Consider the following 15,111-nt stretch of genomic DNA (forward strand, 5'->3'; position numbering starts at 1 on the left):
CCAAATTCAGTACGAAAACGCATCCCGTCCAACTTTTCAACCAAAATGACGCCCACCATGACCACAACAACCGCACTGAAAGAAACGTTTATCCAGAAAGCTGAAGCCGTATCCGCCATCGTCAAGGTGATTGGTTCGCCGGATGAGGCATATGCCTATGCATTGGATATTTGTGAAGCGAAAGAGGCCTGTCAGCTCCTTGTTTCAGGATGTGAAGAAGGACTTTCCGAGCCGGCAGCCGATTTGTGCCAGACCAAGCCGGGAAAAATTATTGCTGCTCCCGGACTCGACGCCGAGCAATTCGAATTGTTCCAGGCATTATGCCAAGACCGTGGTGTTACGCTTCTCTCCAGCGGTATGCGAAAATATCTTGGAGGAGTCGATATCGGACTTACATTTGCCAAGTTCGGTATTGCCGAAACCGGCTCGCTCGTTATCAATTCGAATAGCGAAGAAGTCCGGTTAGCCACCATGGTTTCAGAAATCCACATCGCGGTTTTGCCGATGTCCGAAATTCGGACCACGGCCCTTGATATTGCTTCGGACCTGGAAACGATGACCTCCTCTGCCGCGAATTATACGGCAATCATCACCGGTGCCAGTCGTACAGCCGATATTGAACGTGTTCTCGCTTTGGGGGTTCATGGGCCGCTCGAACTTCATATCCTTCTTGTGGAGAACGCTTAAGATGCAACACGCCGATAATTTGAAAGATTACAAGAGCGAGTGCGAAAGCGCTTTGCATAATGCGTTTTTGCGCAAAACGCTTGATAATTTTGCCACAGCGTACCGTACCGGTCGTCAAAACGCCTTTGCCGGGCTCGATATTCAGAAACTCGTCGATGACGTTGCCGTTTTGAAAGATGCTGCGGCCGCTCATATGGACGAGTTGTATGAAACCTTCAAAGCACGCGCAGAATCCATTGGCGTACATGTCCATCTTGCCAAGACGGCAGATGAGGCCAACGCCATTATTGCCCGCATCGCCAAAGACAACGACTGTAAAACCGTCATCAAAGCCAAGTCCATGACGGCTGAAGAGACTTTGCTTAACCATGCTCTGGAGCGGCAAGGGTTGATCGTTACCGAATCCGATCTCGGCGAATGGATTATCCAATTGCGCCACGAAGGGCCGACGCACATGGTCATGCCGGCCATCCATCTTTCCCGGCAACAAGTGGCGGAGCTGTTTACGAAGGTCACGGGGAGTACTCAGGACACGGATATCGATCGTCTTGTCAAAGTGGCGCGCCGTGAGTTGCGCGCCAAGTTTGTGCAGGCCGATATGGGGATTTCCGGGGCTAACTTTGCCATTGCCAAGACGGCCACGTTAGGCACGGTGACCAACGAAGGGAATTTACGCCTGACAACCACCTTGCCGCGCGTGCACGTCGCTTTGGTTGGATTGGAAAAACTCGTTCCAACCATGGAAGATGCACTCAAAATTTTGCGCGTTCTGCCCAGGAATGCCACAGGCCAGGCCATTACCTCCTATGTGACCTGGATCACCGGGAGAAACCTGTGCAAAGACGAACAGTTGCCCGACAAGAAAAAGATTATGCATGTCGTGTTTCTCGACAATGGTCGTCGTGCGCTGGCGAAAGATCCGTTGTTCTCCCAGGTTTTGCGGTGCGTACGGTGTGGAGCCTGCGCCAATGTTTGTCCGCTGTATCGCCTTGTTGGCGGGCACAACTATGGGCATATCTACATCGGCGCCATTGGATTGATTCTGACGTATTTCATGCATGGCCCGGAAAAAGCTAAGAATATCGTGCAGAACTGTATCAACTGCGGTGCCTGCGGCGACGTCTGCGCAGCCGGTATCGACTTGCCGCGGCTTATCAAGGAAGTTCAAGCGCGTCTCTTCGATGAATCCGGACATCCCTTGCAAAATGCCCTTATCGGCAAGGTCATGCAGAACCGCAAATTGTTTCACGGTATTTTGCGGACGATCCAAAAAGTGCAAGGCCCTCTGGTCGATGGAAAAACACATTTCTTGCGCCACTTGCCTTTAGCCTTCACCCAAAAGCAAGACTTCCGCGCATTGCCGGCTATTGCCGCGACACCGTTCCGTGATCGGTTTCCCGTCATTCAACCCTGGTCGGAAACGCCAAAATCCAAAGCGGCTATTTTTACGGGATGTGCGCATGATTTTATCTATCCCGAACAGGCCGAGGCTGCGGTCAAGGTGATGGGGGAAGCCGAAGCCCGACTGACCTTGCCGGAGGATCAGACCTGTTGTGGCCTGCCTCTGCTTATGACCGGGGAAAAGGAAGCTTTCCGCCGTGTCGCTATTCAAAATATCGAAGCGTTTGAAAAGGATGATGCCGATCACATTGTGACGATGTGTGCGTCCTGCGCCTCCTGCCTCAAACATAATTATACCAAGCATTTCGAGACCGATCCTGTCCTCTCTGTCAAAGCCCAGGATTTCGCGGCCAAGGTGATCGACTTCCCGTCGTACCTTGTGCACGTTCTTGGACTGACCGCCGACGACTTCACCCCCTCGGGCGAGACCGTCACCTACCATCATCCTTGTCACCTCTGTCGTGGCATGGGTGTGGTTCAGGAGCCGCTCGATGTGTTGCGCATTGCTGGATACGAGGTTGCCGAACTTCCCGAGTCAACGGTCTGTTGTGGATTCGGGGGCAGTTATTCGGTCAAGTTTCCGGAATTGTCCAAAGAGTTGCTGACAAACAAGATCAATCACGCCAAGGAAACGCAGGCAGAATACCTGGCAACAGACTGTCCCGGTTGTGTTCTGCAAATCCGTGGTGGAGCTGTGAAACAACATGCCGATATTCAGGTCAAGCATCTCGCTGAACTGCTTGTTGAGCGGATAAAGAAGAAATAACGCGAGGGTTGTTTTTCTCCCAAGGAGAGGGCTTCTTGCCTTCTCCCTTGGGGCCTGTATTGCAAGCCGGCGGAAGTCTTCCGCTGCCATCGTCCGGAGAAAGCCACATGTCCGAATCGTGTCGTCTCATTATCAGTCTGGATGTCGAAGAAGAGGGATTGTTTTCCGGTACATACCCTCGGATTGCGCCGGGGGTGACGAATGTGGCGCTCTTGGAACGATTGGCATTTTTACCCGATGCATTGCAACTTCCCTTGACGTATTTGATCGACTATCCCGTAACACAACAGGATGATGCTTTGCGAGCTGTGGCGGGCATGATGGAACGGCACGGAGGTGAGATCGGCGCCCATCTGCATCAATGGAATACCCCGCCGTTTGTCGATATGCCCTGGCCCGAACCGGTCGGTTCGGATAAGCTGCCTGAGGAAGTCTTTGCCGCAAAGTTGGAGACCCTGACCTCGGCGATAGAAGAACGTCTTGGCGTTCGGCCGCAATCGTTTCGTATGGGTCGATGGGATATGCGTCCGCGATTGTTGCCGGCATTGGCTGAAGAAGGCTATCTTGTGGATTCGAGTTTTGTGCCACTGCGCCATGTCACCAACGGACCGAATCACTTTTTAACGCCACCCGATCCATTCTGGATGCGCCCCATGGGACCGGATGGCCCGAGAATGCTTGAAGCACCATCCACACAGATTCCGCTTATTCCGGGATTGGAACGGCTTGCTTATGGGCTGGCTGGGGTACTCCCTGGTCACGTCGGAGAAACCGTGCTGACCGGCTTCAAAACATGGGGAGCGCTCGGCATCAACCCGGTGTGGATGCCGCTTGCCACCATGAAATATGCCGCAGCAACCCATATCAAACGCGGCGGCCGGACATTGACCATGTTCTGGCATTCCTCGGAACTTCTCCCCGGCGCCAGCCCCCATTTCCCCACCCAATCTCACGTCGATGCGTTCATCGATAAAATTCGTACTTTTGCAGAATGGCTCACGACGAAACATACTGTGCGTGGAGCAACATTCTCGGATCTGGTTGAACTGGATTGGCTGGAAAGGGAATTACCGGGGGAGAGAGGAACTCAGTAATATTTTGAATCGAGACACTTCTTTGAGGCTGAAAGTATGAAAAAGAATGACCCCGCCTCGACATTCCTGCGGGAAATGTCGAGGCGAGGTTTTTTGGGGGTGTGTCAATGGAGCGCGTTAGGAAGAAAAGTGATGATTGCCGGAACAAAGGTGAACAGAAGGAGGCTCACCAGGAGTGAAAACAAGTACGGCATAGACGCTTTCATGACACGTTCCAGTGGAACGTTGGTGATGGCGCTGGCAACGAAAAGGTCGAGCCCGACGGGGGGCGTGATGCACCCGATGGCGAGGTTGATGACCATGAGGACACCGAAGAAGAGCGGATCGATACCGAGTTGTGTTGCCACAGGCAAAAATATCGGCGTGAGAATGACTACCGCGGCCGATGCATTGATCAGCGTGCCGATGACCAGCAACAGCACGTTCATGAGTATAAGAAAGAGAATCGGCGAGGTGGTCAGTGAAACGATATAGGCGCCGATGTGGTGCGGAATCTGGAGGTTTGTCAGCATCCAGCCGAACACTTTGGCCGCCCCGACGATGAACATAATCAGCGTTGTGCCCATGACCGCTTGAAAGATGATCTTGGGAAAGTCCTTGAACTTGAGTTCTTTGTAGATAAACAGCCCGACGAAAATGCCATAAACCGCGGCAACGGCGGCGGCTTCGGTCGGAGTAAAGATACCACCGTAAATACCGCCGATAATAATGACCGGTGTCAGCAGAGCCCAAAACGAGTCTTTAAAGGCCACGAGCAGATTGGTGAAAGAAAACGAGCCTTCGGCCGGAATCCCTTCTTTTTTGGCGATAACCCAACTCAAAATGCACATGACAAGTCCCATGATGAGACCGGGGACAAGCCCACCCACGAAGAGGTCACCGATCGAACTTCCGGCGATGACACCATAGACCACGAGTGTAATGGACGGGGGGATGACGATCCCAACGGTTCCCGCTGCGGCAACAATGCCGGTGGCCAACTCACGTCGATAGCCTTTGGATTCCATTTCATCGACCATCGTGGAGCCGATGGCGGCCGTTGTGGCGGCTGATGATCCGGAAATAGCCGCAAAGAACATCCCGGAGACGCACACCACCTGCGCCAGCCCACCCGTAAATGAACCGACCATGGCTTGAGCGAATTTAACGAGACGAGATGTTACCCCGCCGGCCGACATGAATGCGCCGGCCAACATGAAGAACGGCACCGCCATAAACGAGAACGAGTCAATGCCCGAATACATAGTCTGCGTGACCATGACGAGGGGCATATTCATGAATTCAACGAGGATAACGGCGACAGACAGACACAGGGCAAATGCCACAGGTACACCGAAAGCCGTCATTATCAAGAACGATCCCAACAATACGAGTTCCATAAGACTTCTCCTACGACCGTTTTCCAGTCAGTTTATGAACGATCGTCATGGTGTCCTTGATGAGATAGAGCAGCATCAAGGCTGCACTGAGCGGGATGACGGCATAGACCCAACTCATGGAAATGCCGAGGCCCGGTGCGGTCTGGAACGTCATGATGGATGTCATTTTTGCGCCTTGCGAAAGCAGGAGCAGGATGAAGACGTAGCTGCACACATTGGTGAAGACTTCCAGGAAAAGTCCGAAGCTCGTTCCCTTGAATCGTGTGGGCAAAAATTGAACAGCCAGGTGGCCGCTTTCTCCCATGATGAGTGCCGATCCGAGAAAAACGACCCAGACAAAGAGAAATCGGGCCAATTCCTCGGACCATTCAAAGGAATGGTTGAACACATAGCGAGCAATGACCTGGATAAAGATGATGATCAGCATGACGGACATCGACGACACGGAAAACCAATAGAGCAGCGACCGAAGCGTTTTGAACAACTTTTCCATGATGGGTTCTCCCGACGGGGCCGAATCGGCGGATTCGGCCCCGGTAACGGCTATTTTTTCAGTGCTTCAATCTTGTCGATATTGTCTTGTCCCACCACGTCAGCGAACATGGCATAGACCGGCTTGGTGGCTTCAGCGAATTGGTCACGATCCACTTCAATGACTTCCATTTTGCCGGTGGCGATGATTTTGTCCCAATATTCGCGGTCCATTTTTTCAGAAAGCGCACGTTGCCAGGCAACAGCTTCTTTGGCGGCTTCAGTGAGCACGGCCTGTTGCTTTTCGTTCAGTCGATTCCAGGTGATCATGGAAATAACAAGCGGTTCCGGAGAATAGGCATGGGCTGTCTTGGAGGCATACTTCTGCACTTCAAAGAAGCGTTTCGTCCAAATATGCGCGCTCGGGTTTTCCTGACCATCAACCGTGCCCTGCTGCATGGCGGAATAGAGTTCGCCGAACGCCATGGGCGTGGGAGAAGCGCCAAGCGCTTTCATCATTTCCACATAGGTTTTATTCGTCATGACGCGAATTTTGAGTCCATCCATATCGGCCGGCGTCTTGACGGGACGAACGTTGTTCGTGACGTGGCGAATACCGTTTTCCATGTATCCCAGCAGCTTGATACCTTTGGGCTCAAGGTCTTTGCCGATTTCCATGCCAACGGTATCGAGAGAGATATAGGCGTGGTCACGATCTTGAAAAAGAAAGGGCAGGTCGAAAATGGAGATCTGCGGTTGGAATTGGCCTAAAACCGCCGTTCCCACCAGGGCCATATCCACGGTGCCGAAGATGAGGCCTTCGATGAGGTCTTTTTGACCACCAAGCTGGGACGATGGAAAAACCTGGACTTCCATTTCGCCGTTGGATTTTTCGGCAACAAGCTGTGCGAACTTTTCTGCGCCTTGTCCGTACGGATGGACGGGTTCGGCAATATGTCCGAGTTTGAGCACGACTTTTTCAGCATGGGCGGGAACACACACGACCAATGTCAAGAAGGCGACGACGAGAAGAAGGGAAAAACGTTTCATAGAATAACTCCTCACAGGTTGCGGGAGTCAGACGGCACACACTGCGACTGCTCCCGTTACATACTTGACCACGAGGAGTTCAGATTACATATCATGCCGAGAAAATACGGATTCGAGTATAAGTCACGAATATTTCGTTACCGGCATTGTGTTCATTTTGATCACGGAATCAATAAATTGGAAGAAGAGAACACTTTCCTAAAATATTTCAATGAGAAAAGCACCGCATAACCCGCTAAAAGTCTTTGGAAAGGGGGCCTGGGGGAAGAACCTTTCTTCAGAAAGGTTTTCCCCCGGTCTTTTTTACAAACACCCCGTCAAACTCACTGCTCAATCGTATCCGGAACGGACGCCACAATTTCCCATCGGCCTATACGCTGTGGAAAAGAGCGAGCAACAAGCGTGACAATGGGGATGCACAGCGCCATGCTGAAGACAGCCATCGCCATGCTGAGAATGCCTGTTGCCCACCATGCTGTTCCGAGGAGAGTAACAGACCACTTCGCAATGAGCGGATTCATATAGTGATAAAAAATTCCGTTGAGGCAAAAGAGCAAAATGGTGTTCTTTCCCAAGCGTGCAGTCCACGGGCTGGAGGTGTTCCATAATTTGGCACCCAGAATGAGCAGGGCTGTTCCCAGGAGCGCCGTAAAAGGAAGGAGAAAGAGATTACTTGTTCCACCGGCCAGAAAAACCGTACTCGGAAGAAGGTGAAACGGTTCCGTGTTCAAACGAGATGCCAGCAGCAAACAGATCAGACCAATTCCCATGGCAATGAGAATGTTCCGGCGTGAGACGTTGCGTTGCATATAATCCGTGGAACGCATGAAGACACCGAACAAATAGAACCCATACATCATGGGGGTCTGACTCAGGAACCAGAAGTTGAGATTCCAGTCGTATGTTTGAAAAATGAACTGCACGGCGGCGTTGAACCAATAGCCTTCGAGGTAAAAAATCACCATGACGGCGATGAGTCGGGTTTTGGTGGTCAGCAAGCGTCCGACAAAATAATGCATGCACTCCGTGGACACGAGCAGGGCGATAAACCATGCCGGGATGTCAAAGACGGGTGTGCCGATCAGCGTGGACATCACCCCGCCAATCATGTTGTTCAACGAACCGGTGCCTCCTGCGGGGAACCAACCCGGTAGCACGATGGACGACACCAGCATAAGCAGACTGAACACCACGTATGGAATGATACGCGACGTGCCGATGCGGGCAAGAAAGGCTTTGGGCCCTAATGTCATTGTCATGGGGTTGGACATGTAGCCCGCCATGATGATGAAAAAGGGCAAAAGAAACGACGCGATAAATTGATACATCAGACCGGCCGAAGCATCTCCTTGCAGAGAGAACTGTTCGACGACGTACCCCAAAAACACAAAAAACATGCCCAAAAACAGGGCGGTATGCAGGATGGGTTCGTGTTGATCGATGGGTTGTGGTTGTATGGTGTTTTCTTGCATTGACGTTGTTTGTGTACTCATTTCACGGTCTCGTACTTCTCGTAAAAAGGGCCATGGACGGCCCCTGTGTGTCGTCGGCGAATCTATTCCATTGTCAGTGATTGTGTCAGAAAATCAGAACGGGCATGTTAGCGAACACGAAAGTATTTCCGTTCCGGGCGTCCAACGGTTCCATATACCAAATCCGCCACCACAACGCCCACGGAGACGAGGTATTCTAAGTATCGTCGTGCCGTTGACCGGCTGACGCCGATGGAGGTGCCAACGGCTTCCGCACTGAGGCCATGTTCGGCTTCCGGAGCATCGACAACGGCGCGCACTTTATCGAGCGTCAAACGATCAACGCCCTTGGGGAGGTCGTCACGGGGGACGGTGCGGCCGGCTGTGGATTTGGAATGAAAAATTGTATCAACATCCTGCTGCTCAATGTTGTCGCATTGTCGCAAGCGTTGACGGTAGGTTCGAAACTGTCCCAGACATTCCTGGAATCGTTTCATGATAACCGGTTTGATGATGTAGTCGAACACTCCACCCCGGAGTGCTTCTTTCAGCGTGGCGACTTCTCGCGCTGCTGTGATGAGAATGACATCGGTTTCGAGGCCTTTGGCCCGGATATTTCGAAGTAAACTCAGGCCGTCGCCATCGGGAAAATAGATATCGAGCAGAACAAGGTCGGGTTCGAGGATTTCAATCATATCCCAGGCACTTTCAAGATCATGCGATACGCCTACCACCTCGCAACCGTCGACACGCTCCGTAAACCGGCGATGCAAGTCGGCAATACGCTCGTCGTCTTCAACGATAAGGACGCGAATGGTGTCCATCAGGCTGTAGACCCCTGCTTGGGAATGGCAATGGAAAACAGACTGCCTCCGAGTTCGCTTTCCGACACGCTGATGTGACCATGAAGTGCGTCGAGTATCTGCTTGGTGAGATGCAACCCGATACCGCGCCTGTCCTTGCCTTTACTGGAAACGCCTTTCTCGAAAATGGCATCACGCATTCGCTCCGGAACTCCGGGTCCGGAGTCTTCGACCTCAAACACCAGGTCATTGCCAAGATCGGTGAACGACAAGGCGACTGTGCGCTTTTTTTCCGGCTTTTCCAAGACGGCATCGAAGGCATTATCGAGTAGATTTCCGATAATCGTCACGAGTTTGGTTTGCGGTATCCAGGCGGGCACGTCGGCCATGGAGCTTTCTCGATCGACCAGGAAGTTGATTTTGAGTTCTCGCGATCGGTTGAATTTACCCAATATAATGGCGGCGAGCACCGGATGGGGGACGGCATCGGTTAAAAATTGCAAGAGTTCCTCATAGCCCGACGATTCCCGAACAATCACATCAAGGGCTTCGCCATAGGCTTCAATCTGGATGAGTCCGGCAATCATATGCAATTTGTTGGAATATTCATGCGCCTGCACACGAAGGAGTTCGGTATATTCTTGAACGCGGGATAACTCCATGGCCAACTGGTCCAATTCGTCCTTCCGCCGAAAACTCGCCACAACGCCTTGCACGGTTTCGCCATGGAGTACGGGAACAATATTGAAAATCAGGTCGCGGCCTTTGACGGTCCGCTCCTGGTCGTATTCCGCCACCCCGGTGCGTAACGCCGTCTTCAGGCCGATGCCGGGAATGACGTCGTCAATGTGTCGATTGGCCGCGTCACCGTGATCGTCATATTCGTCCATTCCGAGATAACGCATGGCCGCTCGGTTCGCCAAACGGATGGTGCCGCGACTATCGACAGCCGTAACGCCTTCGCGAATGGCTTCGAGGACAGCGCCGCGCTCCAGGTATAAGCTCGTGATATCGGCCGGTTCCAGGCCCAACGTGATTTTTTTGAGCCGACCGGCAATGAGCACCGCGCCAATGATGCCGACAAGGCACATGAGCAGAATATAGGCAAATGGTTTGCTGAATAATCCAGGAATGATGTTCTGAACCGCTTCAATGAGATAACCCACGGAAACAAATCCAATGATGGCGCCGTCGCGGTTCTTGACCGGTGCAAAACCACGGAGCGAAGGCCCCAGCGTGCCCATGGATTTGGAAACGTACATACGACCGTCGGTGACAGCGGGCTGGAAATCGCCACCAACGAAGATTTCTCCGAGTCTATCAGGATTGGGATGGGAATAGCGCCGGCCGGTGGAATCGGCGACCACAATAAAGGAGGCACCAGTCACCTGCCGAATGGTTTCGGCCAGAATCTGAATTTCACCTTCTGGATCTTGGGCTTCCAGAGCTGTCTGAATTTTAGGAATAAGCGCCACGGTCTCAGCTGTCTGCAAGGCGCGCTGCCCCACCTGCTCTTCGGTGATGTTCGAGGCAAGATCGGAAACCGCCAACCAACCGAGCACGGTCTGTACGGCCACAAGCAGCAAGACAAGCTGAATAAGATGAGACTGAATACTCTGTGGCCTCACCCAACGAAAAAGCCCCCCAACCCCCATGATTCCCCCACAGATACGACGTCAGGCTGTGATGTCAGATGCCGAGCGGGTTGGCAAGGGGAGAGGTGGGGCGGAGTTCTGCAAGATATTGATTTTACGTCACACGTTCTTCTTGCCGTCTGTGCGTGCTTTTCGGTATCACTTCAGAAACATAGACAATTGCGTTGTATTTCGTGCTCACCAAAAGAAGAGTTCGCATATCATGACCAGCCACGAATTCAGCCCACCACGTGTATTCGTCTCCTACTCACGGTCTGACGGACGTGAGTGTGCCGAGGATTTTGAAGAGAAGATTCAAAAGGATGAATTGACTTCTTGGCGTGACCTGAAAAGTGTGGTCGGGGGTGAAGATATTCGACCTCAAGTGTTGCGAGCTATTGAAGAATCGGAACATCTCGTCCTGATTTTGACGGAATGCGCTCTTCATTCCGATTGGGTGAAGCGGGAGTGGACGCATGCGAGAAAACATGGGGTCATGGTCAGTCCCATTCTTGCCGACCACAGCATAACGCGGTCTGATTTGCCCCACTGGGCACGGCGAGCAGAAATTTATGATCTGAGCGAACCCGAACGCTGGAACAAGCTTGTTCAGGTTCTTCAAGGTCCGGGGAAAACCCGGCGAGTCTCGTATATGACCGGACCAAGCACGGCCAACTATGTGTGCCGTTGTAAAGAATATGAAACGTTAAAACAGGCCGTGATGGAAAACGGGGACAATGTCGTCGGCCTGACGACCGCTCTCCAGGGCGCTGGCGGATATGGCAAAACCACGCTCGCCAATGCTCTTTGCCGCGATGATGATGTTCAATTTGAGTTTTCTGATGGAATTCTACGCGTTGATGTTGGCAAGGAATGCAAAAGTGTCTTGCCACAGATCAATGACCTTTTGGCGAAATTGAATCCGGACGGTAAGCGAACGGCATTTGAAGATATCAATATCGCGGCAGAACATTTGGGCGAAATTTTGGGTGAAGCGCGGATTTTACTGGTGATTGACGATGTCTGGCGCGAGGGCCAACTCTCGCCGTTTTTACGGGGAGGCCCGAAATGCGTTCGGCTTGTCACAACGCGTATCCCGGCAAGTTTGCCCGCAGGAGCGATTCCTGTTCCCGTCGATGAGATGCAAGCCAATGAATCACTTGCTCTGCTCCAGTGGGGGCTTCCTCATTCGGATAACGCATGTGATTCCCGTTTACGTCAATTGGCAAAACGGCTCGAACATTGGGCGCAATTGCTGGAAATGGCGAATGGCTGGTTGCGAAGTCGCGTTGATCGAGGAGAGCGGCTTGGGCAGGCTATTGAGAATTTTGAAAAACGTCTCAACATGAAAGGTCTTACCGCTTTTGATCCCAAAAAGCCGGAGGACAGGAATAAGGCTGTTGCGGCCTGTATTGAGGCCAGCTTGGAAGAGCTTGATACTGAAGAGCGAGTCCGGTTTACAACTTTAGCCATCTTGCCGGAAGATGTTGTCGTGCCTTTAACCGTGCCGATACGTTTATGGGAGCAAACAGAAAATTTGGATGAATTAGACAGCGAAGACTTTCTTGATCGTCTTGCTGCATTGTCTCTCTTGCAAAATTATGACTTAGATTCCCAAACCCTTCACCTCCATGACAATATCCTCTGGTATCTCCGCGATTCCATCAGCAAAGAGACGCTGATCGAATACCACGCCGCCATGGTCGAAGCGCTAGCCAGGCAATGCAATATCACAGGGGACTGGAAGACATTGCCAGCCGATAATGACTACGGCTGGCGCTTTTGTCTCTACCACCTCCGTGCTGCCGGACAGATCGCTGAAGCCGATGCGCTTTTAACGGATTACGCCTGGATTAAACGCAAATTGGAAGTCCGTGGCTCGCAAGAATTATGGGAGTCGTATCGACTTTACGCAACCGATCCTGACGCCCAACTCATTGGCCGAGCGCTGGCTTTGTCTATCCCTGTCTTGTCAGAGCGTCCCAACCAACTCCCCCTACAACTCTGGGGGCGGCTCAAAGAACGTTCCGATGCTCCCAAAATCCAAGCGCTTGTGGATCACGCCGCCCAAGATGCTGATTTTTACCCCAAACCACGCTGGCCCGGTTTGACTCCTCCAGGAGCTGAGTTGGTTCGGCTTGTTGGGCATACTGAATCAGTAAGTAGTGCGGCCTTCTCTCCCGACGGCAGGCTGATCGTCACGGCGTCATATGATGAGACGGCATGCATTTGGGAAACCGACTCTGGCGAACTGATGGCGACTTTGCGCGGACATGAAGGTTGGGTAAACTGCGCGGCGTTCTCCCCCGACGGCAGGAGAATCCTAACGGTAGATAACACAACGATACACATTAGGGACACGACTACTGGCGAACATCTCATGGCTCTGAGTGGACATGGGCATGTAATAAATTACGCGACTTTTTCCTCTTACGGTCGGAGGATCGTCACAGCTTCAAAAGACAAGACGGCACGCATTTGGGAAACGGAATCCGGCAGACTAATTACAATTTTACGCGGGCATGAAGCTGATGTAATCAGTGCGGACTTCTCTCCCGACGGTCGCCAGATAGTCACGGCATCCTGGGACAACACGGCACGCGTTTGGGATACTGACTTCGACGAAGGTATAGCTGCTCTACGCGGACATGAACGTGCGATAACCAGTGTGGCCTTCTCGCTTGATGGCAGGAAGATCGTCACGGCTTCAAGGGACAAGGCGACGCGTATTTGGGGGGCGAGTTCCGGCGAATTATTGGGCACTTTGCGAGGCCATGAGAAAGGGATAAACAGCTCAGTCTTCTCTCCCGATGGCCGGCTGATTGCCACGGCTTCAGTAGACTGTACTGCATGCATTGGAGATTTGGACTCCAACCGAGTAATTACTACTCTGCGCGGACATACACATCAAGCTCTTAGCGTGGATTTTTCTCCTACGAACAGTAGGTGGATCGTTACGGCTTCAGCTGACACGACAGCTCGAATTTGGGATACGGACACAGGCGAACATCTTAGGACTTTGTGCGGGCATGAGGATTGGATTTGTTGCGTGGCTTTCTTCCCCGACGGGAAGCGGATCTTGACCGCTTCAGATGACAAGACGATACGCATTTGGGATGCGGATTCCGGCAAGCAGATTATGATTCTGCTCGGGCATGAAGATTGGATACGCGTAGCGTCTTTTTCTCCCGATGGGAAGTGGATCGTCACGACATCAAAGGATGCAACGGCACGTATTTGGAATGCAGACTCCTGTGAACACGTAACAACTTTGCGCGGACATGCAGATTGGGTCTGCAGCGCGGCCTTCTCGCCTGACGGAAGGCGGATCATCACGACATCAATGGACACGACGGCACGAATTTGGGAGGCCGACACCGGCGAACAGATGACTATTTTGCGCGGACATGAAGGTTCGGTATTCCGCGCGGCCTTCTTCCTCGACGGCACGCGGATCGTCACGGTCTCAGGAGACAAGACGGCACGCATTTGGGAGACAGACACCGGCGAAGAATTAGCCTGCATTGTCCTTGATGCTGTCCCGTCGAAATTAGATATTTATAACAACGCCATCGCCCTTGGTGATGGCCTAGGCAGAATTCACATTTTCGACTACGACCCCGACCTTCTCAATAACAAAGGATAACCCCTATGCCTGAAGCTGAAGATCAAATCCAAGCGCAGAAGTTCGAGTTGTACAAGCTCTATGTGAGCACCGTCGAGAAGGTGAGTGATCGGCGGGCGCAGGCGAATGCGTGGATGTTGAGTGTGAATAGTGCATTGATTGGGTTGTATGGTTTTTTGGACAAAAAACCGGTGTCGGGCGAAAAGACGTCGTTGGTGTGGATGTTGGCCATTCCCATCGCCGGGGTTTTGGTGTGTCTGACCTGGAAAGCCTTGCTTGAGTCGTTCCACAAGCTTAATGACGCAAAGTTTCGCTTGCTCCATGAAATCGAGCGTGATCTGCCTTTGGCGTTGTTTAAGCGCGAACAAGATATCTATCGCGGCCTCGGTCGTCGTCACTTGTCTGGCATTGAAGCGCGCGTGCCATATTGTTTTATTGCGCTATATGGTGTTCTTGCCCTGGCGAATGTGGTGTGATGGGCGTTTGACCTCCACATTCAGGGGCTTCCCCCTCGTCATCAATATTTCCTTTCTCTCCTCGCTAATGACCGAACGTTCGGTCGCCTCACAACGCTTTGAATATACGATTCTCGATGGATGCATCGTCGTGATTCAAAGGCTCGTCAGATCCGTGGCACGGCTTGCGTTTCACTTGTACAGTCTCCTTATATCCATACATCAAAGACCGTTATCACCTCTTTGCTCATTGTCGTATCGAAGAATTTTCACT

11 protein-coding genes are annotated in these 15,111 nt (G+C 52.2%); 5 read left to right on the plus strand and 6 right to left on the minus strand.

The features are described from left to right. The first annotated feature begins 57 nt into the window (after positions 1-57). The 3 genes from G451_RS0112515 to G451_RS29205 all read left to right on the plus strand — a co-directional run bounded on the left by G451_RS0112515 (position 58) and on the right by G451_RS29205 (position 3,948). The gene (locus tag G451_RS0112515) at positions 58-687 is read left to right on the plus strand and encodes a lactate utilization protein (RefSeq protein ID WP_027184525.1); all 630 of its coding nucleotides are present in this window, start codon (positions 58-60) and stop codon (positions 685-687) included. A 1-nt stretch (position 688) separates the two neighbouring features. Further along, positions 689-2,854 (plus strand): L-lactate dehydrogenase (quinone) large subunit LdhH, encoded by a 2,166-nt coding sequence (gene ldhH, locus G451_RS0112520; RefSeq protein WP_027184526.1) that lies wholly within the window; start codon positions 689-691, stop codon positions 2,852-2,854. Between the two features lie 107 nt (positions 2,855-2,961). Next, entirely contained in the window at positions 2,962-3,948 is a 987-nt protein-coding gene (locus G451_RS29205) for a polysaccharide deacetylase family protein (protein WP_034642175.1), read from the plus strand. 104 nt (positions 3,949-4,052) lie between these two features. On the opposite strand, the gene G451_RS0112530 is transcribed toward G451_RS29205, so the two are convergent. The 6 genes from G451_RS0112530 to G451_RS0112555 all read right to left on the minus strand — a co-directional run bounded on the left by G451_RS0112530 (position 4,053) and on the right by G451_RS0112555 (position 10,778). Further along, the gene (locus G451_RS0112530; protein WP_027184527.1) at positions 4,053-5,327 is read right to left on the minus strand and encodes a TRAP transporter large permease; all 1,275 of its coding nucleotides are present in this window, start codon (positions 5,325-5,327) and stop codon (positions 4,053-4,055) included. A gap of 10 nt (positions 5,328-5,337) precedes the next feature. Continuing rightward, entirely contained in the window at positions 5,338-5,820 is a 483-nt protein-coding gene (locus tag G451_RS0112535) for a TRAP transporter small permease (RefSeq protein WP_027184528.1), read from the minus strand. 50 nt (positions 5,821-5,870) lie between these two features. Then, complete coding sequence (locus tag G451_RS0112540; protein ID WP_051261454.1) at positions 5,871-6,848, minus strand: TRAP transporter substrate-binding protein; 978 nt, start codon at positions 6,846-6,848, stop codon at positions 5,871-5,873. A 323-nt stretch (positions 6,849-7,171) separates the two neighbouring features. Beyond that, complete coding sequence (locus G451_RS0112545; RefSeq protein ID WP_156921612.1) at positions 7,172-8,341, minus strand: acyltransferase family protein; 1,170 nt, start codon at positions 8,339-8,341, stop codon at positions 7,172-7,174. A 107-nt stretch (positions 8,342-8,448) separates the two neighbouring features. After that, entirely contained in the window at positions 8,449-9,144 is a 696-nt protein-coding gene (locus tag G451_RS0112550) for a response regulator (RefSeq protein ID WP_027184531.1), read from the minus strand. Then, entirely contained in the window at positions 9,144-10,778 is a 1,635-nt protein-coding gene (locus G451_RS0112555; RefSeq protein WP_051261455.1) for an ATP-binding protein, read from the minus strand. Before G451_RS0112555 ends, G451_RS0112550 begins: the two co-directional genes overlap by 1 nt. 202 nt (positions 10,779-10,980) lie before the next feature. Here G451_RS0112555 and G451_RS32755 point away from each other — a divergent pair, with 202 nt between their 5' ends. Beyond that, on the plus strand, positions 10,981-14,403 hold the full coding sequence (locus tag G451_RS32755) for an NB-ARC domain-containing protein (protein ID WP_027184533.1): 3,423 nt from the start codon (positions 10,981-10,983) through the stop codon (positions 14,401-14,403). Positions 14,404-14,408: 5 nt separating this feature from the next. Continuing rightward, a complete protein-coding gene (locus G451_RS0112565; protein WP_027184534.1) occupies positions 14,409-14,858 on the plus strand; it encodes a RipA family octameric membrane protein in 450 nt (149 codons plus the stop codon). Positions 14,859-15,111 lie beyond the last annotated feature (253 nt).

This window comes from Desulfovibrio inopinatus DSM 10711 (assembly GCF_000429305.1).
In the GTDB taxonomy this organism is placed as follows: domain Bacteria; phylum Desulfobacterota; class Desulfovibrionia; order Desulfovibrionales; family Desulfovibrionaceae; genus Alteridesulfovibrio; species Alteridesulfovibrio inopinatus.

Excerpts from the sequence above, each read along its gene's own strand:
- G451_RS0112515 (WP_027184525.1), top strand. The coding sequence starts at position 58 with ATGACCACAACAACCGCACTGAAAGAAACGTTTATCCAGAAAGCTGAA.
- ldhH (WP_027184526.1), top strand. The coding sequence starts at position 689 with ATGCAACACGCCGATAATTTGAAAGATTACAAGAGCGAGTGCGAAAGC.
- G451_RS29205 (WP_034642175.1), top strand. The coding sequence starts at position 2,962 with ATGTCCGAATCGTGTCGTCTCATTATCAGTCTGGATGTCGAAGAAGAG.
- G451_RS0112530 (WP_027184527.1), bottom strand. The coding sequence starts at position 5,327 with ATGGAACTCGTATTGTTGGGATCGTTCTTGATAATGACGGCTTTCGGT.
- G451_RS0112535 (WP_027184528.1), bottom strand. The coding sequence starts at position 5,820 with ATGGAAAAGTTGTTCAAAACGCTTCGGTCGCTGCTCTATTGGTTTTCC.
- G451_RS0112540 (WP_051261454.1), bottom strand. The coding sequence starts at position 6,848 with ATGAAACGTTTTTCCCTTCTTCTCGTCGTCGCCTTCTTGACATTGGTC.
- G451_RS0112545 (WP_156921612.1), bottom strand. The coding sequence starts at position 8,341 with ATGAGTACACAAACAACGTCAATGCAAGAAAACACCATACAACCACAA.
- G451_RS0112550 (WP_027184531.1), bottom strand. The coding sequence starts at position 9,144 with ATGGACACCATTCGCGTCCTTATCGTTGAAGACGACGAGCGTATTGCC.
- G451_RS0112555 (WP_051261455.1), bottom strand. The coding sequence starts at position 10,778 with ATGGGGGTTGGGGGGCTTTTTCGTTGGGTGAGGCCACAGAGTATTCAG.
- G451_RS32755 (WP_027184533.1), top strand. The coding sequence starts at position 10,981 with ATGACCAGCCACGAATTCAGCCCACCACGTGTATTCGTCTCCTACTCA.
- G451_RS0112565 (WP_027184534.1), top strand. The coding sequence starts at position 14,409 with ATGCCTGAAGCTGAAGATCAAATCCAAGCGCAGAAGTTCGAGTTGTAC.